Here is a 24,933-nt window from a genome sequence, read left to right on the forward strand (position 1 = left end):
TTCAGCCTGCTTGTCAAACCAGCAATCCCGGACCGAAACAGCCCGAAACAACCAACCGACACACGCATGAAGCGGATACTCATCCTAAGATCTGAAGTCGGATCCTAATGAAAGGAATTCCGCTGTTTGACTCGACCACAACTCGAAAGTTGTGGAGGATGGTGGCCCCCACTTGAGGCCGGAAACCTAGCAGCAGAACTGCCCGGGACTTCCGCACCTTTGGGGTGACAAGAGGAAACATTACGTGCATTTTGCCCCCCTCGCCAACACCGCCCACATCCCGGGCGTGTCGCAAAAATGAGGCCACTAAAACACTATGTTTTCGACGCTCGAAGTTGCACTCGATAACCCGGAGCGAAGAGTGCGGGAGGCAGCTCGATACCTACCCGCCGATAAACCTCACGAGGAATTCCGATGTCGGCCAGCCAGAGAGTGCCGACGGCTTCGGCATCCAACCCCGTCTTCGGAGCAGCGAGCGTCACCGTGTGGGTCGCGGAGACATGAGCGCCTGGAGCTACGCCGGTTGTGGAGTCGACCCCAGATGGGATGTCGAGAGAGACGACCGGGGCGGGGTGGCGCGACATCCATCTGATGAGTTCAGCAGCTGCCCCGTGCGGTGCACCATCGAGGCTGTACCCCAACACGGCATCGACGAGCAGGTCAGCATCCACGGTGTCGAGGTCAGCGACCGTCGCAACTCGTGCGCCAGTGGCGCGGTAGAGCGCGAGTTGGTCAGCAGGAACGCCCTTGAGATGAGACGGGTTAGAGATCACCAGAGTGACATTGCCACCGCGGTTGGCCAGGTGGCGGGCGGCGCAGATTCCGCCGCCACCGTTGCCTCCGGTTCCGGCCAGCACCACTATCGGTGCTGATGGCCAGCGATCGCCGAGGAGCTCCACACACAGCGACGCCAGATTGCCGCCCGCGTTCTCCATCATTTGATAGAGGTTTGGCCCCAACTCATCGATCGCAATCCGATCGACCTCGCGCATCTGCGTCGTCGTAATTGCGGGCACGACGAGTCCGGCATCCGTTCGGAAGGAACTCGCAGTCACAACGGGCTCCGTTAGCTCGCGGGCGTGGACGGGAAGAAGTGCGTCTTGGCCTGCGTGAGCTCAACACCGTCGATGAAGATGTCGACCTTTTCGTTGTAGAACGCCACCAGGCCGGTGATCGGAAGCAACTGGCGTGTGGGGAACGAATATGACCACGCCAGATCGTCGTGAACCGTGTCGCCCACCTTCACTGACCAGTAATCGGTAGTGGTTCCCTTATAGGGACACTCGGTGACGGTGTCGTTAGGCACGAGGTGCTCAAAGTTCACATCGGTGCGATTGAGGTAGTACCGCGTCGGCAAACCGGTTTCATAGACCATGACCGGAGACGACGACTCGGCGAGAACGGCCCCGTCGAGCTCAACACGCACCGTGCGCGTGGAGCGAATAGCGTCCACGCGAGCGTACGGGCTACGCGGGTGCACGAAGATTTGCTCGTCTTCTTCGAACCAGGAGTCAAGCGCATCCCAATCAAAACGCACCATGCCAGCGAGACCGGGAAGGGAATCATCCGAAAACAGCTTGGCAGCGGACGACTGCTCTCGTTCGCCCGACTTGAGACCGAGCCGCATATAGGTACCGCGCGACTCGTGCTTCTCCTGCTCTTCATCGACAAGCACGTCATCATTCACGTCGTCGATAGGAATGTAGTACTGCGGATACGGCGCCCACTCCCACACATAGATCGCCTGTGTGGTGTCAAAGAGAAGTTCGCCAGCAAAGTATCCGCGAATGCGACGCGGGACAGGCTGAATGAAGTTCTTCTCGGTGATCATTGCTGGGTAGTCGTTCATCAGCGCTCTCTTTCGTCAGTGGATTTAGCCTGTCACCGTCGCCTGTGAGGAACAACAAAAACAGCGATCGCCGCCAGTGCACATCCCCCACGGATGAACACTGACGGAGATCGCTCCCGCGCCGGACTACGGGCGAGGTGCTCCCCCGCCGGGAGCTCCGCCACCGGCGCTTTCGCTGCCCGCTGCAGCGACTCCGGCAGTCACGGTTCCGGCGGTGTCGCCGTCAACCGTGACCGTGTAGGTCTCGCCGTTCGTGATGGCGGCATCCGACAACACGACCGACTGGAAGGACTTGACCGAGGTGAACTCGGCAACCACTGTGCCGCTGCTATCGAGCACCTGAACCGTCTGGTCGGCGCCATACGCCTGCTCGAGTGAAGCGCTCACCCAGCCCTGTGCCGAAGACGTTTCAGGTGACGTCGCCATGAAGGTCATACCGACCGCTAGCACTGTTCCGCTATCGACCACGATGGTGCCGTTCGCATCGAGCGCACCCTCACGGTCTTCTGACGATCCGAACACCGTGGTCATACCGCCCGTGACGAGCATCGACCCGTTGGAGTCGATTCCGTCGCCGGCAGAGTTGACCGTGGTCTCGCCGCCGGTGATCGACACCATTGCTCCGTCATCCGCTTCGACGATGCCGCCGATGTCGGTGGTGGTGCTGGTGCCGCTCGTCGCGTTGATGCCGTCATCGCTTGCGTTGACCGCAAGAACGCCGCCCTCGATCGTGATGTAGTACGACTCGATGCCTTCGTAAGAATCGGTGACAGCGGTTCCGCCGCCCGAGACCACGATGTTGACCTCAGACTTGAGCCCGTCGTCTTCAGCCGCGAGCGTGGTCGAACCGCCCGCGATCACGATGTCGGTCTGGGCCTGAACTCCGTCATCCGCCGCGGTGAGAGCGACAGTGCCACCCGCAATGTAGACGTAGCCGCGAGTTTCGTCTTCGTCGTTGTCTGACTTGAGCGCGTCGCCGCCGGCATCCACCGTGACGGTGCCGCCTTCGATTGTGAGGGAGTCCTTGCCGCGCAGACCGTCATCGCCGGCGGTAACCGTGATGTCACCGGAGAGGATGACGAGGTCGTCATGGCTCGTGATGCCGTCGTTGACCGAGCTGCTTACCGTGAGCGATCCGTCGCCCGAGATGGTGAGGTCGGCGTCGCTGAAGAGCGCGGCGTTGTAGTCGGCGTCATCTCCCGTGGAGGAGAGCGTGTTGGTTCCGCTGAGCGAAACGACGACGTCTTCGGCGTTAGCGACCGCGATCGCGGCGCTTGTTGAGCTAGAGATTTCGGCGCCATCGAGCACGAGGGCAACAACAGCTTCATCGTCGGTGTCGACGACAACTTGGCCATCGAACTGCCCCGAGAGAATGTAGGTTCCGGCCGCGCTAATGGTGATCGTGGAACCGGAGACGCTCACGCCATCGCCGTCGGCAGTTGCCGTGGAGCCGTCGAGGGCGATCGAAACGGCGCCATCGAGGGTCCACTCGTCGTCGTTGGTAGTCGTTGAGTTCGCGTTCGCCGCGAGGACTTCTGTCGCAACAGGTCCCAGGTTCAGGTCGACGTTCGCCTCGCTGATCTCGGCGGTCACGCTGGAGGTGACGGCGGGAGTTTCAACGGCGGTCGAGCATCCGGCCAACAGCACTCCGCCAATCAAGAACGTGCTGACTGCGGCGGTAAGGGTGAAGTGATTTCGCTTCATGATCAAGCTCCTCTGTTGGGTGACGTGTTACATCACACCGAGGTTCTCTATGAGATTTCTATGAGCGAGATATGCGTGAGCCGTGCATGTTGAAATGCTCTAGCCGAGGCTCGATCCCAGGGCGCCAACAATGTACGGCACGAGCCAGATTCCCCACACGATGACAGAGAGTCGGTGAAAGCTGGTCTTCTCGGCTTCACGGTTGCGCACCAGCACGACGATCGCCCAAGCGAGGTGCACGGCCATGAGAACGATCGCGATGACTCCCGTGACGCCCATCAGCTGGTTCAACGCGCTCTGCTCGATGCCGGCTGCACGATTCTCGGTCGCGATCAGGTTCATCAGGAATGTGCCCGTGGCATCCGCCGCCAATCCCAGCCCGAAGAGCACGACGTGCCACGGTTTGAGCACCCTCTGCACTCGCTCGCTCCACACCCCGACGGTGTAAAACACGAGGGCCAGTGTGATGAGGATGATCGCAGGCAGCAGCATCTCTCTAGTGTGGCCTGTTCACGGCCCGCGGGCGAAAGTGGTTCTTAACGACGAAAGCCCCACACGAATGTGAGGCTTTCAGCTGGTGCGCCCGGAGGGATTTGAACCCCCGGCCTATTGATCCGTAGTCAATTGCTCTATCCGCTGAGCTACGGGCGCATCTCATTGACTTTCGCCAACCAGAAAACTATACCAGCGGTTTCGGCCTCTCAATGACACTTTTGCCAGATGGATGCCGCGAACGCCTATTTTCTGACGCGAAGGTGCGCCACACCGCCATCAACTTCGAGCGCGGTGCCCGTCGTTGAGCCCGAGAGCGGGCTCGCTAGGTACGCGACGGCGCCGGCAACTTCTTCGGGCGTGACCATGCGTCCGGTGGCCTGGCGGGCATCCAGAGCGGCACGTTCCTTGACCGGATCGTCGAAGCCCTGCAGCATCCGCTCCACGAATGGGGTCGAGACTGTGCCGGGGCTGACCGCGTTGACGCGCACACCGTCCGCCACATGGTCGGTGGCCATCGCGTAGGTCAGCGCGAGAACGGCCCCCTTCGAGGCGCCGTAGAGCGCACGCTGCGGGAGGCCGTTGAGCGCGGCGATGGAGCACAGGTTCACGATCGCGGCGTGCTCAGACTGGCGCAGCCACGGCATCGCCGCCGCCGACACTCGTGCCATTCCGATGACGTTGATGTTGAGAACGCGCGCCCATTCGGCGTCGTCATTCTCTTCGACAGTTCCGACCGCGCTGATGCCGGCGTTGTTCACGACGATGTCGATGCCGCCCAGTTTCTCGGCGGCCGCAGAAACAGCGGCGTCGACGGAGGCACGATCTGACACGTCGGCGGTGAACCCATGGAGCCGAGCATCCAACCCCTCGGTGTTGAGGTCGAGCACCGCAACCGTGGCACCGCGCTCTTCTAGCGCGAGGGCCGAGGCGAGGCCGATGCCGGAAGCGCCACCCGTGACGAGGGCGACGAGACCGTCGAACTCGGCACTCATGCCTGCACCAGAGTCTGGCGAGCGCGACCGAGGCCGTCAATCTCGAGTTCAACGACGTCGCCGGCGCGCAAGTACGGCTGGCCCTCGATGCCCATGGCGACGCCTGCCGGGGTTCCCGTGTTGATGACGTCGCCGGGCTGCAGCACCATGAACTGGCTCAGGTACCAAATGATGTGGTTCACGCCGAAGGCCATGTTCGCGGTCGTGCCATTCTGGCGTTCGACACCGTTCACCCACAGGCGCAAGCCCAAGGCTTGAGGGTCGGCGACCTCGTCAGCGGTCAGCAGTTCAGGCCCGAACGGATTGAAGGTCTCGCAGCTCTTGCCCTTGTCCCAGGTTCCGCCACGTTCGAGTTGGAAGGCGCGCTCGGAAACGTCGTGCGACACGGCGTAACCGGCAATTACGGCAGCCGCGTCATCCGGAGACTCAAGGTAGCGAGCGGTCGCGCCAATCACGACGCCGAGCTCGACCTCCCAGTCGGTCTTTTCGCTCGTACGCGGGATGAACACATCGTCGAAGGGGCCGACCATCGTGCTCGGATCTTTCATAAAGATGACGGGCTCATCGGGCAGCGTCGCGCCCGTTTCTTCGGCGTGGTCGCTGTAGTTGAGGCCCACACACACGATCTTGCCGGGGCGCGCGATGGGCGCACCCACACGAACACCCTCGGTAGCCACAGCGGGAAGAGTGCCTGCGGCGAGCGCAGCCTTCGCGGCAGCAACACCATCCGCGGCGAAGAATGCCCCATTGATGTCGGCAGCGATCGACCGCAGATCGAAAGCTTCCCCGTTGTGCAAAGCGACGGGGATTTCTGAGCCAACCGGCCCGAGTCGCGCGAATCTCACTGAGTGTTCTCCTTCGTTGCCAGCGCGATACCTTCGCGCTCTTGTGATTCATAACCGGCCTCGACGACCGCCATGGTGTGCATGACGTCGTCGACCGAGGTCGGAAGTTCAGAAACTGAGCCCTCGAGGAAACGCTGCAGCGCGCTCATCGAACCGATGAAGGCATCCGGGAACCAGCTGCCCTCAAACGGTACCGGCTGCCAGCCCAGCTCGGGCTTGTCGGTATAGGCGATAGCGAGAGCGTCGGGGCCTCCGCGCGGATAGTCGAGCATGAGGCCCAACTGCGCGCGAATGGCGCCCTTGGTGCCCTCCCACTTCACGAACGCCTCCTCGAACTCGCCGCCGAATCCGTGGTCGTGGTTCGTGCTGATCGTGACCCGCAGCGGCCGATCGCGGTACCGCATGATGATCGTCGAGCGAGTGTTCGAGACCTGAGGCTTGGCCGGATGCCGCACCGTCGCCACGCTCACACCGTCGGGGTCGCCCAAGAACGAGCGCACCAGATCCATGTAGTGCACGCTGTGCATGTTGAGTTCGAGCCGCTCGATGCCGAGCACGTGCGGGAAGATCTCCCACGGCGTCTCGGTCGCAATGCGGATTTCCATGTCATAGAGCTCGCCAATCGCGCCCTCGGCGATGAGCGTGCGAGCGGCCGCGATGTACGGCGCGAACCGCAGTTGCGTATTGACGGCAGCAACAAGGTTCTTGCGGTGACAGATCTCGAGCAGCACTCGCGCCTCGGCCAGGTTCTGCCCAAACGGCTTCTGGATGAGCACCGCCGCACCATCAGGCAGCTGGTCGAGCACTGCCGGGTACTGCTCGGGCATGAGCGCGAGGTCGTAGACGGCATTTTTCGGAGCCGCCGCTACGGCATCCGACAACGACGTGTACACATTCGGGATGCCGAACTCATCGGCCAGCGCCTGCGCCTTGGCCGCCGTGCGGTTCACGATCCCCCACACCTCGAACCCCGCCTTGCGGTAGGCCGGCAAGTGAGCGTCTTTGACGATTCCGCCGGCGCCAATCATGACGACGGGCCGCGGATGTTGCGGCAGCGCCACCGTGTAGGCCTCGGCTGGCTCACGTTCTGGAAAGTGCGACACGGGGTGCTCCGGCTCTCATAGACGGTAAAACTCGTGATCAAACGATATATCAAACGCGTGGAGGCGGCAATGCGGCGGGCGGGAACTCCGCGGGGTGGCGGCACTGGCAAATGTCGCCGGCCTTCGGAAATTCAGGAAATTCGAGCGCGCGATGGCTTTATTGGCACGTTGGGAGCTACGAGCAGACGAATCTCCTGAATTTCCAACGCTGGCAAGCACGCGGAAGGCGTCGAGGGTAGCTGTGCGCCACAACGACAAGTGCGGCCCACCCGCAAGGGTGAGCCGCACTTGTCGTTGTGTCAGCAAATAGCGCTAGCGAGCGGCCTTAGATCGCACCCCGCGGGCCCTGGATCAGATCATCGTGATGAATTTGGGCAACGTTGGGGTGCGCCCGCATTCGGTAGCGGAGGGCATTGTCTCCGTACGTTTCGAGGATCGGGCTGTTCGTGGGGTCGAGCGAGAGTCCGCGCGCTTGAGCGGCGAGCTCGGGTGGCAGCTGCAACTGCGGCATCACGGTGTCGAGAGCCGGGTTGAAGAAGAACGGGATCGAGATGCGATCATCGCCGATCAGAGGGGAGATGACGCGGTGCAGGGTCGCCTTGAGATAACCCTCCGTCGCGAGTTCGAGCATCTCGCCGATGTTGACGACGAACGCACCCGGCTTGGGCGGGACATCCACCCACTCGCCCTGGAAGTCGACCTGCAGGCCGCCCTTGCCCGGCTCCACCATGAGCAGCGTGAGAACGCCGCCATCGCGGTGGGCACCGACGCCCTGCTTGGGCTCCGGGTTGGATTCACCGGGGTACCGCACGATCTTGAGCTGCGGGAACGGCTTCTCCGCAAAGGCGTGATCGAACACGTCCTCCGGCGCACCGAGCGCTTGGGCCCACGCGCGCAGCAGGCGCAGTGAGACAGCGCTGAGCTTGTCGTTCCACTCGTTGACCAACTCGCGAAGCTGCGGCACGGCATCCGGCCACAGGTTCGGTCCCTCGAGGCGCCAGTAGTCAGCGAGCCCGGCAGCGTTGTCGACCACGTCGCGCTCGGGGCCCACGTCGATCTGTTCACGCCAGTCGGTCTTGCCCTCGGTCAGCTCGCCACCCACTCGCGTGTAGCCGCGGAACTGCGGGCTGTTGACATTCTCAACAGCCAACTTTTGCTCAGCGGGCAGGGCAAAGAACTCGCGGGATGCCGCAAGCAGGTCATCCATCAACGATTCTTCGACACCGTGACCAACGAGGTAAAAGAACCCCACATCATGGGTCGCACACAGCAAATCATCCCGGAATTTAGCGGCCGATTCGGGGCCGCCATCAAGCAGCGAGAGGTCAATGACTGGGAGCGCGGAATCGTTCATGTCACGATATTTACACGCGAAGTTTGAGAAGTTCCCATTGTTACGCTCACAGCGTGAGGCACGGGCGTCACACGATCACAGTTCGGAAAATTATGCTCCGACTGCGGCGCGTTCGGGAATAACTTGCGGGTGCGTTTGCGCCATATGTTCGATCACGCGCACCACCTGGCTCGTGTACCCGAACTCGTTGTCGTACCAGACGTACAACACGAGATGCTTGCCTGTGCTGATCGTGGCGAGCCCGTCAACGATGCCCGCGCGGTGCGAACCGATGAAGTCGCTCGACACGACCTCGGGCGAATCGATGAAGTCGATCTGCTGCTGCAGGGTCGAATCCAGCGAGAGCCCGCGCAAGTAGCGGTTCACTTCTTCGCGGGTCGTCTCGGTCGCAAGGTTAAGGTTCAAAATCGCCATCGACACGTTGGGAGTCGGAACTCGGATGGCGCTGCCGGTGAGTAATCCCGCCAGTTCCGGAACAGCCTTCGCGACTGCCTTCGCCGCACCCGTCTCAGTGATGACCATGTTCATTGGGGCCGAGCGGCCGCGGCGGTCACCGGAGTGGAAGTTATCCGTGAGGTTCTGGTCGTTCGTGTAGGAGTGCACGGTTTCAACGTGCCCATGCTCGATGCCGTAACTGTCGTTAATGGCTTTCAGCACCGGCGAGATGGCGTTCGTCGTGCACGAGGCAGCCGACAGAATCGTGTCGCCGTCTTCGATCGTGTCGTGGTTGAGGCCGTAGACGATGTTCTTGATCTCGCCCTTGCCGGGGGCGGTGAGCAGAACACGCTTCACACCCTGGGCGGCGAGGTGCTGGCTGAGGCCTTCCTGGTCACGCCAGCGGCCGGTGTTGTCGACGACGATGGCATCCGAAATTCCGTACTCGGTGTAGTCGACCGTGGCGGGGTCGTTCGAGTAGATGACCTGGATGAGCGTGCCGTTCGCCAGGATCGTGTTGGCGTCGGTGTCGACCGAGATCGTGCCCTCGAACGGACCGTGGATGCTGTCACGACGCAGCAGGCTGGCGCGCTTGACCAGGTCGTTGTCTGATCCGCGGCGCACGACGATGGCGCGCAAGCGCAGCCCGTCGCCGTTGCCGGCGTGCGCGATGAGGATGCGGGCCAGCAGTCGACCGATGCGTCCGAAACCGTAGAGTACGACATCCACGCCCGCCGGCTTGTCTTCGGCACCGTTCTTGAGCACGGGCGCGAGTTCGGTCGTCAGGAATTCACCGAGGTCGCCGCCCACTTCGCGGTAGCGGTTGACGAGCTTGGCGAGGTCGATGGATGCCGAGTTGAGGGCCATCCCCGACAACGCCACCATGATCGGCATTGTCTCTTCGATCGGAAGCTCAGCCTCGTTAAGCTGGCGAGCGAAACGGTGCGCCTTGAGCACCTCAACCGGAGACTGGTTGATGAGTCGACGCCCGTGAATCGAGGTCACGACGCCGTGGTTGCGATACAGCCCACCGATGAGGGGAATCATTGCCTCGGCCAGTTCTTGGCGGGCATTCCATCGGTCAAATTCGTCGCTGTGTTCGCGCTGCATCAGGTTCCTTCCGACTGCACTGTCTCGGGGCGAGTGGGCGCGTTTGTGACGCGCGGCCCCGCCTCCATTGTTTCAGAGAGCGTGCACCAGAACGCGAGTGGACCCCTGCAATTCGGGCAACTGTTGAGCCAGCGCCAAAGGGAGCAGTTTTTAACGCTCAGTTAGTTGAGTTCCGCAGCCGCACGCACGAGATTTCGGAAGGCGTCCGGATCAATAGTGTCGCCGTTGTGCAGATCAATCGCCCGGCGGGTCTTTGCGTCGAGGCTGCCGTTGAAAAGGCCAGCCGGGTCGTCGAGCGATGCCCCCTTGGCGAAGGTGAGCTTCACCTTGTCTTTATAGGTCTCCCCCGTGCAGATCAGTCCGTTGAGGCTCCATGCTGCAACGCCAGCCGGATTCGAGGGCTTTCTCCATTTCACTTCTTCGACGACCTCAGGCAGCGCCTCGACGATGAGAGCACGGAGCTGGTCGAGCAGTTCACTTCGCCAGTCGCTGGGGTGGGTAGTCGCGTCGCTCATAGCGCTCACTGTACTCGCAGCCGGCCGCGATCCTCGAGGCATTCCTGCCCTCGTCATCGAATAGTACGATAATAGGATTTAGCAACCGAGGGGGCATCGTGAAGATCGCACGCATCGAAACATTCCTCGTGCCGCCGCGCTGGCTCTTTGTGCGCGTCGAGACGGACAACGGCATCGTCGGCTGGGGTGAACCCGTTGTCGAAGGCCAGGCCGACATCGTGCGCGCCGCTGTCGAACAGCACGCCGAATACCTCGTGGGGCTCGACGCCACTCGCATCGAAGACCATTGGCAAGTGCTCACCCGCGGAGGCTTCTATCGCGGCGGCCCTGTCGCCTCTAGTGCGATTGCCGGCATCGACCAAGCGCTCTGGGACATTGCGGGCAAGGCGCACGGCGTTCCCATTCACGACCTTCTCGGCGGCGCCGTTCGCGACCGCATCCGCATGTATGGCTGGGTCGGCGGCGACGAGCCCTCCGAGCTGCGCGACAACATTGCCCAGCAAGTCGAGTCGGGCCTGACCGCGATCAAGATGAATGCAAGCGGGCGGATGTCGCCCCTCAGCACCGTGAGCGCCGTCGCCGAGGTCGTCGACCGGGCTGCGCTCGCCCGCGAGGTCCTTGGCCCCGACCGGGATTTCGCGATCGACTTTCACGGACGCATGACCGCGGCGAACAGCCGTCGCATCCTCCCCCTTCTCGAGCCTCACGCTCCCTTCTTTGTCGAAGAACCTGTCGTGCCCGAGAAATCGCACGTGCTCGACGGCATCGTCTCGTCAACGTCGATCCCGATCGCCACCGGCGAGCGCCTCTTCACCCGCAACGAGTTCCTTGGTCCACTTCAGGCCGGAATCGCCGTCGTGCAGCCCGATCTTTCGCACGCGGGCGGAATCTCCGAAGTGCGCCGCATCGCCGCCCTCGCGGACATGTTCGACGCTCAGCTCGCGCCGCACTGCCCGCTCGGGCCGATCGCGTTGGCGTCGAGTTTGCAAGTCGGGTTCAACACCCCGAACTTCTTGATTCAAGAACAGAGCATCGGCATCCACTACAACGTCGGATCAGACGTGCTCGAATATTTGATGGATACGAGCGTCTTCGACTTCACGAGTGGCTACATCGAGCGGCTAACCGCGCCCGGGCTCGGCATCGATATCGATGAGGCCGCTGTGCGCGCCGCCGACAAGGTGGGGCACCAGTGGCGCTCCCCCGTCTGGCGTAACGACGACGGGTCACTCGCCGAGTGGTAGCTGGCCGAGTGGTAGCTGGCCGACAGCGCCAGCGATAGCCGAGCCGAGCGCTCGATTGCGGCCGCAGCAGGGCGCGCGCCAGCGAACGCGCGCTAAGCGCCGAGCGTTGTTGTCATACCGCCGTCAACGACGAGCGAGGCACCGGTGATGTACGAGGCACCGTCACCGGCCAAGAACTGGATGACCGAGGCGACTTCTTCAGGCTTACCCAGTCGCTGCAGAGTGGCCTGGCGTCGCGCCAACTCTTGAGCTTCAGGCCCTTGGTGATCCCACTGCCGCGTCTCGATCGATCCGGGCAGCACGACATTCACGCGCACGTGCGGGGCGTAATCGAGCGACAACTGACGGGTGAGCGAAATGAGTCCGCCCTTTGCGGCACCATAGGCAGGCTGCTCGGCCCACGACAGCACCCCGTGCACGCTCGACACATTCACCATGCTGCCGCGGGCGGCGGTGAGGGTGTCATGGAAGGTGCGCATCGCTCGGTACACGGATGACAGAGTCACCGAAAGCTGCTGGTTCCAATCGCCTTCGCTCTGTTCGTGCGCTATGCCGGTGACTTGAAAGAACGCGTTATTGACGATGACCGCGGGCGGGCGATTCGCGGAGCGCAGCTCGAGCGAGAGCTGCTGCCACTGCTCGGAATCCGCGACGTCAAGGCGATGGGCGGTCGCTGCGCCGCCGGCCGCAACGATCTCGGCGGCGACCGCGGCAGCGGCATCCACGTCAATATCAGTGACAACCACATCGTCACCGGAGGCAGCGAAGAGGCGCGCAGCAGCAGCGCCGATTCCGTTGCCGGCGCCAGTGATGAGCACGGTGCGGGTCATGCCTGCAGCCTTCCGGTCGCGAGGGCCACCATTAGAGCGCCGGCTTTCGATTCGAGACGAGTTCTGCCCCGGCCGCGTCTTTGCTCACGATGGTTTCGGAGTCACGGTTCGACTGATCCATGAGGATCTTCATCGCAGTTCCGGCTGCCTCGGCATCGCGGGCCACGATTGCGGTCACGACAGCCCGATGCTCATCTAAGAATTGCGTGGTGGTTTCGTGGGCGAAGGCGAGCTCATCGCGAGCATGCAGCGCGGGCTCGAGAACCACTTCGAAGCGTGCCAAAAGTTCGTTGCCGGATGCTGCCAAGATCGCCCGGTGAAAAGCCAAGTCAGCCTTCACGTGCGACTCGACCTCGGTGTTCTCGAAGGTCGCGGCAAGGTCGACCATTGCCGCTTCGATCTCGGCGCATTGCTCGTCACTGCGGCGTACGGCAGCGAGGCGGGCCGCAGCGGGTTCGAGCACTTGCCGCACCTCGCTGAGCTCCAGCACGAGAAGCGGATCGGGCACGCCCTCCGAACGCCAGGTCATGACGTCGCTATCGAGCAATTGCCAGCGCTCACGCGGGGTCACATAAGTGCCGAGCCGTGGTCGTGCATCCACGAGTCCCTTAGTTGTGAGTACCTTGATCGCTTCGCGGACGACGGTGCGACTGACCTGAAACTCGGTGAGCAGCGCATCCGGATCGATGATGTCTCCCGACACGAGTTCGCCCCGCATGATGCGGCGACCGAGCACGTCAACAACGTGGCCGTGCAAACCTCGACGTGAGAAAGTAGTCATCCCCGCGATAATACTGTGCTCGAGATCAGCGCGCCGAGAATGCCCCCATCGTCACACCCGCTTCGCCTCAATAGTTACCGCACTCTCGGGGAACAAAATGGGAGCCAAGAGCCCCTTGTCTGCCAACGCCCGTCCGGTCACTTCAGCCCCCGCGCACCACTGCGGGATCGAGCGAGCGGACGGCGGCGCTGCACCGGCCGGCTCCACAAGAGTGACGCGGTAACGCGCATCTGGGTCAAGGCCTGACAGCCGAATGCGGGCAGGGATGCTTGATCCAATGTCACGCAATTGCACGTAACTGTAGATCGCCGCGTCCTGAGACGGAGCGACGACTCCCATGATGTGCACGGGAGCATCGTCATCGCCCTGACGGACAACGCGGCCGCTGTGCAGCAGCGCGCGGTGGTCTTTGTAGTACTGAGCCCACGATGCGAGCTGGGCACGTTCCTCTGGTGTGCACTCAGTGATGTCCCACTCAATACCCGCGTGCCCGAAGAGCGCAATCGCTGCCCGGAACTGCAGCGTGTGCACTCGCCCCGTGGTGTGGGAGCGTGTGGGGCCAATGTGCGTGCCGAGCATTTCGGGCGGAATTGCAAACATCGTGTTGCGCTGAATTCGTTCCCGTTCGAGCGCATCATTGCAGTCTGACGCCCAGAAACGGTCCGCATGCTGCGCCATCCCCAAATCAATGCGGGCCCCGCCCGAAGCGCAGGATTCGATTTCGACATGAGGATGCCGCTGCTTGATTTCATCGAACAAGCGATAGATCGCGAGCGTCTGCTCGTGCACCGCAGCATGCCCGAGATGAGAAGGTTCCACCAGCGGGCGGTTGTGATCCCACTTGATATAAGAAACCGCATTGGCGCTGAGCACCGCGTCGACTTGGCCGAGCACGTGGGCATAAGCCCCCGGATGCGTGAGGTCGAGCACTTGCTGGTTGCGCACTTCGGCCGGGATGCGGCCGTCGGCCCCAAAGATCCACTCCGGATGCGTGCGGTACAGCTCTGAGTTTGCATTGACCATCTCGCCCTCGAACCAGAGCCCGAACTGCATCCCGGCAGCCTGCACCCGGTCGATCAGCGGAGTCAGTCCCTCCGGCCAGACGGCCGTGTCGATCACCCAGTCGCCGAGCCCCGCGTTATCGTCGCGCCGGCCAGCAAACCAACCATCGTCGAGAACGAAACGTTCGACGCCGACCTCGGCTGCGGCATCCACGAGGGCGCTGAGTTTGTCGAAGCTGTGATCGAAGTAGACGGCCTCCCACACATTGAGGGTGAGGGGGCGAGGCGAGTTGGCCCCGAGGTGGCCGGGGCGGGCACGGAGCCATTCGTGCAGGCGGTGCGACACCCCGTCAAAACCGTCACTGGCAAAGGCTGCCGCGACAGTGGGCGCACGGTAGCTGGCACCCGCGTCGAGGATCATCTCGCCCGGCAGCAAGAGTTCAGCTGCACCGATCTCGGTCCGGCCAGTAGCAGTGCGCTCGATCATGTGGCGAGTGTTGCCGCTCCACAGCAACCCGACGCCCCACACTGAACCGTTCTGGAACGTGGCTGCATCGGTCATCGCGAATTGCATGATGGTGGAATCGTGGCTCGTGCGGCCCTCGAGAATGTCGCGGCTCCACAGCCCTGGTTGGATATCGCGTCGGAACAGCTGCCGCTCGTTAACCCAACGCCCGCTGAAGTCGATCGACTCGGTCGCGGTGTCTGGCAGCGGAAGCCACGTAGCGAATTCCTCGACCTGCAGGCCCTCGGCGCCACTATTGGTGATCGTGGAGTCCACCAGAATCACTCCAGAGTGAGCCACCGTAAACGTGCACGTTACTCGTATGCCTGCAGCGGCATCCTCCGACTCAAAATGCAAAGCGGTGTCGGATGCGCTCACTGTGGTCAGTTCAAATTTGTGGGTCCAGTCGGCTCCCGCCCGGTGCGCCCGCACCGCAGGGCGACCGTAGAAGCCACGCGCATTTTCGCGCCAGATGCCGGAGGGAGAGCTCACGTCACCGTTCGGAGCCATCGCTGTTTCGGCGCTCAGCACCTCAAGATCGGCGAGCATGCCCTTCCCCCAGTCCTCGCCCCAATGGATGATGTGGGGCGTTCCGCTCGACGTGTCGACGACGAGACTGACGCCTGCTGCGCTGAGGTGGTGAAGGTTCTGCGCGGTCATAATGTTTTCACTTTCGGTGGGCCGAGAGCCCAGGAAGAGGCGGCCGCCCGCGTACGGGGTAACGGGCGGCCGCCTTAGTTGTGGCAGGAGCTACTTGAAGAGCGCGTTCACCTGGTCATTGGCTGCGGAGAGCGACGAGACGGGTTCCTTACCCGACATCACTGCTTCCATCGCCGGGGTCATGAGCGCGTTCACGTCTGACTTGTGGTCAGTGATCGGGAACAGGAACGTGGTTCCCTCATCCACCTGGATGGTGAATGCGTTCACATCGACGCCCTTAGCCGCGAATGCCTCAACGGCGGCATCGGTTGCTTCAGGGATGGCGGGGAAGACTACTGCAGCATCGGCGACAACCGACTGGCAGTCGAGTGAGCCCATGTACTTGACCCATTCCCAGGCCTCTTCAGGATGCTTCGTGCCGGCCCAAATGTTGTCGGCCAGCCCGTTGAACATCGACGCACGCTCGCCCGTCGGGCCAGTCGGTGTTGGCGCAACTGCCGGAGTGAAGGAGTCAGTTGTTGCGCCAAACACATACCCGGTCATCCAAGAGCCATTGCTTGCCAACGCTACTGATCCAGCGGTCAGTTGATCAGACCAGGAAATACCGGTCTGAGCTGCGAGGGAAGGCATGTAGCCCTTTTCGATGAGCGAGCGCCACCACGTAATGGTGTCCTGAAACTCAGGAGCGTCGAAGTTGTATGAGCTGCCCCAGGGGCCATCGGTTGCCTCCCAACCATTGGCTGCCGCGAGGTAGCTCCACTGCGTTTGACCGTCGCCGAGGGCGCCGGCATTAGAGGCTTCAAACCAAATGCCATAGGTTTCCACATTGTTCTTGTCGAAGCCAGCCTCATCACCGCGTACACCGTCCTTATCAACGGTGAGGTGGGCGATGACGTCTTCGTAAGTTCCACCGTCGTCGGGGTTCCAGTCGAGGGCACCCAGCTGCTCTGCTGTGATTCCCGCGGCATCTGTCAGCTGCTGGTTGTAAAAGAGTGCGATGGTGTCGAAATCTTTGGGCAGTCCGTACTGAACGCCCTCGGGGCTCTTCCACAGATCCACGAGTCCGTCTTGGTAGATCGAGGTGTCGATCCCATCAGCCTTGATGTAATCGTCGAGGGGGAGGATCTGATCGTTCAATACGAACTCGGGGTAGTACGCGAGGTGGCTCGTGAAGACATCGGCGCTATTGCCGGAGACTAAGCCGGTGTTGATCTTCTGCCAATAATCTTCCCAACCTGACTGGTCAATCGTGATCGTGATGTCAGGGTTTGCTGCATGGAAGTCATCAGCACACTGCTGGTATGCGGGCATTTGGTTTGCATCCCAGAGGCTGTACTTAATCTCTACGGGACCGTCTGTCGTTGCGGAGCCAGCGGAACAACCGGCCAAGACAAGGGGCACCACTGCAAGTGCAGCGATTCCCGCCAGTGCTTTCGTCATTGCTTTCTCTTTCTCTTGGGTTCAACCGTTCAGCGACAATGCTGAAGCGGTCGGATGGTCGCTCTGTGCGGAGCGAAACTATGGCCTCTAACGAGGTGGGCTATTTCACGCCCGAGGATTGGATTGATCCGACGATCTGCTTACCGAAAATCAGGATCAGGATGAAGATGGGGATCGCCGCCAGCAGCGCACCGGCCATGAGTCCAGCCCAGTCGGGGTTTCCCGCGGGAGTCTGGGAGCGGAAGATTCCGAGACCCACAGTGATCAGCTTCGATTCTTCGGTGGTACCGACCAGCAGCGGCCACAGGTAGTCGTTCCAGTAGAAGATGAACTGCAGCAGCGCCAGCGTGATGATCTGGGGCCAGACCAAAGGCACGGCGATACGGCTGAAGATTCGCCACTGGCTTGCTCCATCGATCACTGCCGCCTCAATGATGCTGAGGTTCACGCCAAAGAAGAATTGACGAAGAAAGAAAATCGCGAACGGTGTCATGAACATCGCCGGCAGAGCGATGCCGATGATCGTGTTGAGCAACCCCAACTCTTTGATCAGGACAAAGTTGGGCAGAATGGTGAAGATCACGGGAACCATCAGCGCGATCAAGAACAGGTTGAAAACAGCGTCGCGCCCTTTCCATTTCAGCAGTGCGAACGCGTACGCGGCCATCGCGCTGAATGCGATCTGGAACACGGTGATGAGCGTCGCCGTGATGATCGAGTTGAGCATGTAGAGACCGAAATTGATGGATGCGCCAGAGCCGCCCTCAGCAATCGCTTCCTCCGGGGTGGCGAGGCCGAGCACTCGCTCGATCGGGCCCAGCGTGAAGTTGACCGGGAGCAGGGAGAGAGGCTCACCGAACATTGCCCGGTTGTCGCTGAATGCGGTGCGCACCATCCAGTAGATCGGGAACAGCGTAATGATCACGACGATCGCGAGGGCCAGCCGTCCGAAGAACTTGGAGACAGGCGACTTGGCCATTGCGGGATCTTCCGCGCTGCTCGCCCGAACTTTCTTGGCACGCTTCGTGGGTGTCTTGATGGACATGATCTACCTCTCCATGTCTGACTCGTTGGCCCGCAGTAGGCGGTTTTGAATGAGCGCGATTGTGGCGAGCAGAATCATCAAGATGACGGCGAGCGCCGAGGCGTAACCGAAGTCGAATCGCTCAAACGCTCTCTCAAAGATGTAGAAATTGATCGCTCGCGTTGCGTCGACCGGGCCACCGCCAGTGGTAACGGCGATGGTGTCGAAGATCTGGAATGATCCAACGACGGTGACTACCAAGACGAAGGCAAGAACCGGACGCAATAGAGGAAGAGTGACGCTTCGGAATACCCGGAATTCGCCAGCTCCATCGACTTCCGCTGCTTCATAGACGTCGCGGGGAATAGCTTGCAAGCCGGCAAAGAGAAGAAGAGCTGTATAGCCAACGTGACGCCACACATTCACAAGCGCGATCGTAGGCATTGCCCAGGCTTCGCTTCCAAAGAATCCGATCTTGCTGAAACCGAGCCAGTCGATCGCGGCATTGATGAGGCCGAGGCTGTAGTCGGCGAGCCAGAACCAGACAAGTGCGACGATCACATTAGCGATGAGGTACGGCAAGACGACGACTCCGCGGATCACCATCGACCGAGTGAAACGGTGCATGAGCACCGCCAACGCGAGGGCGATGACCGTTTGGAGCCCTACGTTGATGAAGACGTATTGGAACGTCACCGCCATCGAACGCCAGAACACCGCGTCATTGAAGATGTCGATGTAGTTCTGGAACCCGATGAAGGTGGGGTCCCGCAGCAGGTTGTAGTCGGTGAAGCTGAGGTAGATGCCACGAATGGTTGGCCACAGGAAGAAGGCGAGGAAGCCGATGCTGGCGGGGATGAGAAACAGCATCGCCGGAACGATCTGATTATCCCTACTGACCTTTGCTGCCATGGGCGGAACCTCACCTAACTTCGTTGTTGGTTGAATTGTTCCATGATGGAAGTAATCAAGTCAAGCGATTAGGTGAAAGTTTTTCGGCGCCGCGAATAAGCATGCAGAAACAACGAGAATCCCTGTTCGGCGCAAGCTCTTCGCGACACGAGCCGACCACAGAGACCAGGATCGCTAAAGGCTAGAGATCGACCGATCAAACGACGTCTGGATCGCCACCGCAGCGGCACCCTTAGCCCAGATGCCGAAACCAGTCTCATCGACCACCAACGAAAGTGGGCGAGCCTCTGGATCACGCTCTTCGTTCATTACGCGCATCACTTCGGCGCGAGCAACGTCCAGGATTCCCGTGCCCTCACCGGCCAGCAGCACCTCGTGCACCATCGCCAAGTTTGCCGCCAGCGCAATGAAACGACCCAGCGCGTGCGCCGCCTGGTGAACGATCGCGAGCAAGTCGGGCTCGCCCGCGCTTGCGCCCGAGAGAACGTCGGCGTAGCTCAACTGTCGCCCCGTGGCTTCTCGAGCCTGCGTCTCGATACTCTCCACCGTGAGCATCGCCGTCGCGCATCCTTCGTGGCCGCGGAAACAGCGCGGACCACCCGGCTCAAGAGGCAAATGCCCGCCGAGTTCGATTCCGGTCTCTGGAGTACGTACGACAGCGTCATCCCAGACGAGGCCGTATCCAATGCCAGCACCAATCGTAATAACGGCGAAATCCCGCATATTGCGGCCGAGACCAAACCAGTGTTCGCCCTCGATAAGAGCGATGAGGTCGTTCTCGACAGTGACAGGGACCCCGAGGCGCTGCTCCAAAGCGCCGCCGAGGTCGACCGACGTCCATTCCAAGAAACGAACGTTATCCACGACGCGGTTACTCAGGACTCGGCCGCCAACAGTAACGCCTACGCCAGCAATCGCCTCCTCGCCCTCGCGATCGAGCTCAGCAAAGAGTTCGGCGATCGCATCGACCACCACGGAGACCTCATGGCTGGCGAGCACTTGGTCAGCCCGAGCAAAAGCTCGAGCACGCTGATCCGAAACGACTCCAAACGCTGTTTCGCTCGTGAGTTTCACCCCCAAAAAACGGCGAGGGTTTGGCGGGATATCGAGTGGCTTGGCGGGTCGCCCGACAGAGCCGCTGAGCGTCTCACCGACCTCAACGATGATCCCGCTATCAAGCAAAGGTTTGGAAAGCCGCGTAAGCGTTGGTGGCGTAAGTTGCAGGCGCCTGAGGAGTTCGCCGCGCTGAATAGGGCCGTGAATGAGGACAGCCCGCGCGAGCGACGTCGTGGGCGACATCGCGGTCAGCCGACGAGACTCCGTCGCGTTCGCTGTCGAGCTCGAAGAATTCGCCAAGGACATGACTCCGAGGCTACCTCAGCGGTAGCGCTCGACCTGATGTCCACCACGACAAAACTTGGGCGTCACAAGAGCCTCACGCTATTGCGACTACGCCATCACGCCGATCGGCGCGACCTTCCACTCGGGGAAGATGATGCTCGCATCGCCAGCGCTGAGGTCAAGACGGTTCATGACGACCTCGCCAAGCAAGTCGCGGAAGTCGTTGCTGCCGGGAACGTCGCCGTGGTCGAGCACATCGGCACCGAGACCCTCCCACTTGCCGTGAACGCCGCCCTTGACGCCGCCGCCGAGAACCATCGCTAGGCCACCGTGCCCGTGGTCAGCACCGGAGCTGTCGTTCTGGCCAACACGGCGGCCGAACTCGCTCATGAGCACGACGGTTGTCGTCTCAGCCTTGGGGCCAAGGTCGGCGAAGAAGGCGGCGAGGCCATCGCCCACAGCCTTGAGCATGTCGTGCATGTCGCCCTTGTCTGGGGTTCCGATGTCGGTGTGCATGTCCCAACCACCGAGATCCAAGGTTCCGACGCGCAGGCCCACGTTGGCACGGATGAGGCTCGCGAGGGTGGCGAGGTCGTTTGAGAAGTTGTCGTCCGCGTAACCGCGAGCCTGAGCATCCCCGGCTGTGGCGGCAATTTCTTGCGCTTCACCCGACGCGCTCAAAGCGAGGTTGGCCTGCTGGGCGATCGGATGATCGAGACCGGTGTAGAGGTTCGCAAGAGCCGTGCGGGTCGGACCAAGCAACGAGTCGTCGACGTCAATGGCCATGCGCTCAAGGTCGGGAACGACGAGCGCGTTCGAGTCACCAACGAGGGAACGAGCAAGCCGGTCGCTCGCACCGACACCGCGCCAGGTCGTTCCGGGGCCGCTCTGCTCGAGCGCCCGGTTGAGCCACCCTGTCTGCGAAGCGTTGCCGGCCGAGCCGCCACGCTCCAGGCAGTCTTGAGCTTGAAAGTGACTGCGCGAGAGATCGGGGGTGCCGATGGCGGGCACAGCAGCGATCTTGCCCTTAGCCAGCATGGGCTTGAGCGCCGCGAGCGCAGGGTGAAGTCCGAAGCCACGTTCGAACGGGATGAGCCCCGAGTTCTCCCGTACCGCGATACCCGGCCGTGCCTTCAACAGGTCGGCGTCGGTCGCGGGCACCAGCACTGAGAGTCCGTCCATTCCGCCGCGGAGGAAGACCACGATGAGCGCGCCGGTGTCTGGCGAGCCGGGAGCCGCGTACGACGCTTGCGTCGTGACGATCTGGGAACCAATGGCGGCGACACCCGCCATAAGCCCGCCCTGCAGCATCCGGCGTCGAGTGAAGCCCTTCGACCACAGTTGACGACGAGCTTGCTCCTCGGCAACCACGATCTCGCTGTGGGCTCGGACCGCGGAGTCGAGGTCAGTGGGGCCCAGTTGGCGCCAGTCGGGGCAGTCGGGGTGAAGAAAACGGGTCTCGGTCATTGGGGGTTCTTTCTCGAGTCGGGTTCGAGCAGCAAAGGTGGGGAGGAACTGAGCGGCGGCGATTAGCGCAGCTGAAAGTAGGGAGAGTCGAGAACGAGCGCGGCAAGCGCGGGAACTTGCCAAGCATTTCCCTGCTCCGCAACGGCGGAACCCTCAACGTCGAGATACGCGAGCAATACGCCGCGGTGCTGATCGCTCAGCGGACGCCCAATGAGGTGCTGAGCTATCGCGTCGACCCACTGCGAGTTGGTCTGGCCCGCCGTGGGTGCGAGAGCTTCGTTGAGCTTGGTGGGAGGAGTGAGCCCCTTGAACCAGCCGCCCGTCAGGCCGCGGTGGAGATTCCAACGGCCCACGGTCTGGCTGGCTGAAAGCCACGCTCCCGTGACATCCGGAAAACCGTTCGGCGGCGTCCAGGTGAGCGGCGCGTGGCCAAGGTTCTGCAGCACCCAGTAAAGGTTCTTGATGCCATCGGCCAGCTTGTCGCTGGGGCGGGCATCTACTGCACGGGCCGAGCCCACGGCATCCTCAAGCGGACGACGCGACTTCTCGCCAATAGCCGCCCAGAACTCGGAGCTCGCGAAGAGCGCCTTGAGCACCGGAACGATGGCGGTGTCATTGTCGAGGTAGACCTGCGCGAGACGGTCGAGCAGAGCCTGCGGAGGGCTGTCGGAGACGAAGCGAACCGCGAGCTTGCGCACGACGGTTGCCGCAGTGGCCGGATGATGCGCCAGTACGCTCACGTAGCGGTCACCCATTTCGAGCCCACCGTCGGCGCTGGCATTCTCGTCAGAGAAGAACGAGGTAGCAACCGGCCCAACATAGTGACGCTCCGGGCGGTAGCGGAACTCTCGTGTGTCGTAGTCAATGGCACGGCCAGAGAGGATCATTGCGCTGTTGCGCACGTCACCCTCGGTGTAGCCCGAGGTGACACCGAGGGTGTGCAGCTCGAGCAACTCACGACCAAGGTTCTCGTTGACGTTTGTCTTGTTCGACTGTTCGTTGTTGAGGTACGTCAACATGGCCGGGTGGCGCATTGCCGCGTGCAACATATCGGAGTAGCGACCAAAAGCATTGGCCCGAATGACAGTGTTCGCGTAGTCGGGGCCGGTAGCCCAGACGCTGTCGGATGGCGTGGTCACGTTCAGCAGGTTCGCGAACACGTCCACGACCACTTCGAAAAGCTGCCGCTTGCTGAAGACCTGCGCCGCGAGAGTACCCTGGCCAGTCTGGCGCGCAGCCTCCCAGCCGAACTCTTTCACCGAGGAACGCACTCCGGCGATGGGCTTTCGCGCCAACGGGAACGCCGCCCATGCAGCATCGCCATCAGGATCGGAGATGGATGCCGGAGCGAGCTGGGCGCCCAACCACGAGTCGATGCCTGAGGCCGAGAGATCAGCGAAGTCGCTCGCACGCGGGCCAAAGGTTGCTCGCGCCAGCAAATGGGAGTGCGTCTGATCGTTGTTCGCGACCCCCGTGGAGATGACCTCGGGTTTCGTCGACCCCTTGGGCGGAGCAGGCTTCGTGACGGGCTTGGCAGCGGCGGGAGCATCCGCCCGCGGAGCAGTGCCCGAGCCGGCACCGGGGTTCGCGTAGCTCTGGTCGCGGTCAGCGGGAGGGTTCGCGGTGGCCGGCGAACGGGGATCGCTTGTGGCCGGAGGGTTTGCCGTTCCCGGGGTGCGGTTTGTGGGCGGCGCTGTCGTCGCCGTGCCACTCGGGGTGGGCTTGGGCGTCGTGGGTACGGGGGTGTTCGGCACGGACGAGCCACCAGGCTTGATCGGCGCACCGAGCCCGTCGGAGGATGCCGTCTCGATCGAAGGGCCAAAAGCGGCGCTGCTTGCGGCCGCTGCGCCGACTGCTGCCAGCGCGGCCACCCCGCTCGTAATGATCATGCGGCGGGCGAGAAGTGTCTCTCCCTCACCGCCAGTCTGTGCGTCGGGGGTTACGGGAGGATTCACGCGAAGGTCCTTCGTCGGGCTCACGTACGCCGGTCGCCGACTAGGTTTCGACAGCCATACACGCACTACTGAATAACGATTCGTGCCCGATACTATGGCGGGGTTACAGCCCCTGTCTACCCCCATCGGGGGGACAAGGGGGTGATTCAGATTTTCGCGAGCGCGTGACGGCCGGATGCTGCCCGTGGCTAGGGTGCGACAGTCCCGCGGGCGGGATAGTCGGTCTCGGTCACGTATTCGAGACCGTGGATGATGGCCTTCACCGGCATCCGCCCGAAGGGCATGCTCGAGACAGTACTCCAGAACACGGTGCCGTCAGAGTCCAGAATGACCATGCCCGGTTCGCTGAAGAACTCGGGTTCACCCTTCTTGAAACCGCTCGAGATGAAGAGGCCCCACTCGCGGGCTTGCTCGTGACTCAGACCGTAGGCGATCGGAAGACGCGAAAGCTCCCAGTCGTCGATTGAGATCGTGGCGCGTTTGAGAGTGTCCATGCTGATGGCGACGATGCGACCTACCCCGGCGTCACGGAGAGCATCCATCTCGTCATCGAGCTCGCGCAGTTGCTTGCGGCATACCGGGCAGTGCAGCCCGCGGTAGAAGACCATAAGCGTGAAGCGACCATCCGCGCCCGTGCCGAGCTCGAGATCATCGAGCGTTCCGCCGCGGGCAAGCGGCAACGAAAGAACGGGAGACTGGGTTCTCGGCAGGATAGTCATCGTGTAGTTCAACGCGACCAGGGGTCGCATTCATTCCGCGCGGTCTAAGCGACCTCGTGAGTGTGCAGTTCTGAGGTGAGCGTCGTGCCGTTGAGCTCGAGGTACAACTGGCCCTCGGTCACCGACAGCGTCATGGTGTTGCGGCGCTCGACGGCGGCGACAGCATCGTCGACGAAGCCTGCATCGAAACTCCGGAAGACGATATCGCTGGAGTTGTGGATGCGCTTTCCCGCCCAAGCAGCGGAAACCTTCGCCGGGTCGCGGTGCGTGTAGACCGCAACACGGCCCGCGAGCTTGCTGCCGAAGTGCAGGCGAGCCGCATCCGGAGCGCCCACTTCGATCCACGCCGTGATGGTTCCCGTCATGTCGCGCACGAGAACAGCCGGCTCATCGGTTGACGAAATGCCTTCGCTGAACGCAATGCCTTCCTCGAACTCGAGGCAATAGGCGAGCAAACGCGTGACCATGTACGGCGCCGTCTCGGAGGGGTGCAGCGCGACGCGCAGGGTGAAATCGTCGTAGACCCCGCGATCCACGTCGGCCAGTTGAACTGCGAAAGTGTGAATCGTTGCGCCTGCTGCCATAGCGACTGAGCCTAGCCGCTGGATGCCGCGGGCAGTGACCGCCCGCTAGCGCCGTTAGCCACTTCCCG

Annotated in this window: 23 protein-coding genes and 1 tRNA gene; 2 read left to right on the plus strand and 22 right to left on the minus strand. The window is 62.1% G+C overall.

What is annotated here, in order from left to right:
- Positions 1 to 314: 314 nt before the first annotated feature.
- The 11 genes from CLV85_RS00005 to CLV85_RS00055 all read right to left on the minus strand — a co-directional run bounded on the left by CLV85_RS00005 (position 315) and on the right by CLV85_RS00055 (position 10,402).
- Positions 315 to 1,055, minus strand: a complete 741-nt coding sequence (locus CLV85_RS00005; RefSeq protein WP_100387581.1) for an NAD(P)H-hydrate epimerase — start codon at positions 1,053 to 1,055, stop codon at positions 315 to 317.
- An 11-nt stretch (positions 1,056 to 1,066) separates the two neighbouring features.
- Positions 1,067 to 1,849 (minus strand): DUF427 domain-containing protein, encoded by a 783-nt coding sequence (locus CLV85_RS00010; RefSeq protein WP_100387582.1) that lies wholly within the window; start codon positions 1,847 to 1,849, stop codon positions 1,067 to 1,069.
- A 126-nt stretch (positions 1,850 to 1,975) separates the two neighbouring features.
- Positions 1,976 to 3,553 carry a carbohydrate-binding domain-containing protein gene (locus tag CLV85_RS00015; protein WP_100387583.1) on the minus strand — a complete coding sequence of 526 codons (1,578 nt, stop codon included), beginning with the start codon at positions 3,551 to 3,553 and terminating at the stop codon, positions 1,976 to 1,978.
- A gap of 99 nt (positions 3,554 to 3,652) precedes the next feature.
- A complete protein-coding gene (locus CLV85_RS00020) occupies positions 3,653 to 4,045 on the minus strand; it encodes an HsmA family protein (protein WP_100387584.1) in 393 nt (130 codons plus the stop codon).
- An 83-nt stretch (positions 4,046 to 4,128) separates the two neighbouring features.
- Positions 4,129 to 4,204: transfer RNA gene (locus tag CLV85_RS00025), tRNA-Arg, on the minus strand.
- Between the two features lie 86 nt (positions 4,205 to 4,290).
- Positions 4,291 to 5,040: an SDR family NAD(P)-dependent oxidoreductase gene (locus CLV85_RS00030; protein WP_100387585.1), complete on the minus strand. Its 750-nt coding sequence runs from the start codon at positions 5,038 to 5,040 to the stop codon at positions 4,291 to 4,293.
- Entirely contained in the window at positions 5,037 to 5,885 is an 849-nt protein-coding gene (locus CLV85_RS00035; protein ID WP_100387586.1) for a fumarylacetoacetate hydrolase family protein, read from the minus strand. The genes CLV85_RS00030 and CLV85_RS00035 overlap by 4 nt, the downstream gene beginning before the upstream one ends.
- Complete coding sequence (locus tag CLV85_RS00040) at positions 5,882 to 6,988, minus strand: Gfo/Idh/MocA family protein (RefSeq protein ID WP_100387587.1); 1,107 nt, start codon at positions 6,986 to 6,988, stop codon at positions 5,882 to 5,884. Before CLV85_RS00040 ends, CLV85_RS00035 begins: the two co-directional genes overlap by 4 nt.
- Before the next feature lie 325 nt (positions 6,989 to 7,313).
- Positions 7,314 to 8,342, minus strand: a complete 1,029-nt coding sequence (locus CLV85_RS00045) for an isopenicillin N synthase family dioxygenase (protein WP_100387588.1) — start codon at positions 8,340 to 8,342, stop codon at positions 7,314 to 7,316.
- Positions 8,343 to 8,432: 90 nt separating this feature from the next.
- Positions 8,433 to 9,887, minus strand: coding sequence for a glyceraldehyde-3-phosphate dehydrogenase (locus tag CLV85_RS00050; protein ID WP_100387589.1), 1,455 nt, complete (start codon positions 9,885 to 9,887; stop codon positions 8,433 to 8,435).
- Positions 9,888 to 10,048: 161 nt separating this feature from the next.
- Positions 10,049 to 10,402, minus strand: a complete 354-nt coding sequence (locus CLV85_RS00055) for a DUF1801 domain-containing protein (protein WP_205030302.1) — start codon at positions 10,400 to 10,402, stop codon at positions 10,049 to 10,051.
- A gap of 98 nt (positions 10,403 to 10,500) precedes the next feature.
- Between CLV85_RS00055 and dgoD the strand changes: the two genes are divergently transcribed.
- Positions 10,501 to 11,646: a galactonate dehydratase gene (dgoD, locus tag CLV85_RS00060; RefSeq protein ID WP_100387591.1), complete on the plus strand. Its 1,146-nt coding sequence runs from the start codon at positions 10,501 to 10,503 to the stop codon at positions 11,644 to 11,646.
- Positions 11,647 to 11,738: 92 nt separating this feature from the next.
- Here dgoD and CLV85_RS00065 read toward each other — a convergent pair whose 3' ends face one another.
- The 7 genes from CLV85_RS00065 to CLV85_RS00095 all read right to left on the minus strand — a co-directional run bounded on the left by CLV85_RS00065 (position 11,739) and on the right by CLV85_RS00095 (position 19,981).
- On the minus strand, positions 11,739 to 12,476 hold the full coding sequence (locus CLV85_RS00065) for an SDR family oxidoreductase (RefSeq protein ID WP_100387592.1): 738 nt from the start codon (positions 12,474 to 12,476) through the stop codon (positions 11,739 to 11,741).
- A 31-nt stretch (positions 12,477 to 12,507) separates the two neighbouring features.
- Positions 12,508 to 13,257, minus strand: a complete 750-nt coding sequence (locus CLV85_RS00070) for a FadR/GntR family transcriptional regulator (RefSeq protein ID WP_100387593.1) — start codon at positions 13,255 to 13,257, stop codon at positions 12,508 to 12,510.
- Positions 13,258 to 13,308: 51 nt separating this feature from the next.
- A complete protein-coding gene (locus tag CLV85_RS00075) occupies positions 13,309 to 15,423 on the minus strand; it encodes an alpha-galactosidase (RefSeq protein ID WP_100387594.1) in 2,115 nt (704 codons plus the stop codon).
- Between the two features lie 90 nt (positions 15,424 to 15,513).
- Entirely contained in the window at positions 15,514 to 16,863 is a 1,350-nt protein-coding gene (locus CLV85_RS00080; protein WP_100387595.1) for an ABC transporter substrate-binding protein, read from the minus strand.
- 100 nt (positions 16,864 to 16,963) lie between these two features.
- Positions 16,964 to 17,908 (minus strand): carbohydrate ABC transporter permease, encoded by a 945-nt coding sequence (locus CLV85_RS00085; RefSeq protein ID WP_100387596.1) that lies wholly within the window; start codon positions 17,906 to 17,908, stop codon positions 16,964 to 16,966.
- A 3-nt stretch (positions 17,909 to 17,911) separates the two neighbouring features.
- Positions 17,912 to 18,799 (minus strand): carbohydrate ABC transporter permease, encoded by an 888-nt coding sequence (locus tag CLV85_RS00090; RefSeq protein WP_100387597.1) that lies wholly within the window; start codon positions 18,797 to 18,799, stop codon positions 17,912 to 17,914.
- 174 nt (positions 18,800 to 18,973) lie between these two features.
- On the minus strand, positions 18,974 to 19,981 hold the full coding sequence (locus CLV85_RS00095; RefSeq protein WP_229820444.1) for an ROK family protein: 1,008 nt from the start codon (positions 19,979 to 19,981) through the stop codon (positions 18,974 to 18,976).
- Positions 19,982 to 20,060: 79 nt separating this feature from the next.
- On the opposite strand from CLV85_RS00095, the gene CLV85_RS13555 reads away from it, so the two are divergent.
- On the plus strand, positions 20,061 to 20,186 hold the full coding sequence (locus CLV85_RS13555) for a hypothetical protein (protein WP_268249131.1): 126 nt from the start codon (positions 20,061 to 20,063) through the stop codon (positions 20,184 to 20,186).
- Positions 20,187 to 20,248: 62 nt separating this feature from the next.
- Here CLV85_RS13555 and CLV85_RS00100 read toward each other — a convergent pair whose 3' ends face one another.
- The 4 genes from CLV85_RS00100 to CLV85_RS00115 form a co-directional block, all read right to left on the minus strand.
- Positions 20,249 to 21,607, minus strand: coding sequence for a DUF1501 domain-containing protein (locus CLV85_RS00100; protein WP_100387599.1), 1,359 nt, complete (start codon positions 21,605 to 21,607; stop codon positions 20,249 to 20,251).
- 62 nt (positions 21,608 to 21,669) lie between these two features.
- A complete protein-coding gene (locus tag CLV85_RS00105) occupies positions 21,670 to 23,562 on the minus strand; it encodes a DUF1800 domain-containing protein (protein ID WP_147433323.1) in 1,893 nt (630 codons plus the stop codon).
- Between the two features lie 188 nt (positions 23,563 to 23,750).
- Entirely contained in the window at positions 23,751 to 24,281 is a 531-nt protein-coding gene (locus CLV85_RS00110; RefSeq protein WP_100389199.1) for a redoxin domain-containing protein, read from the minus strand.
- A gap of 44 nt (positions 24,282 to 24,325) precedes the next feature.
- Positions 24,326 to 24,865, minus strand: coding sequence for a YaeQ family protein (locus CLV85_RS00115; RefSeq protein WP_100387601.1), 540 nt, complete (start codon positions 24,863 to 24,865; stop codon positions 24,326 to 24,328).
- Between the last annotated feature and the right edge of the window lie 68 nt (positions 24,866 to 24,933).

Source organism: Salinibacterium amurskyense (assembly GCF_002797685.1).
Taxonomy (GTDB): domain Bacteria; phylum Actinomycetota; class Actinomycetes; order Actinomycetales; family Microbacteriaceae; genus Rhodoglobus; species Rhodoglobus amurskyensis.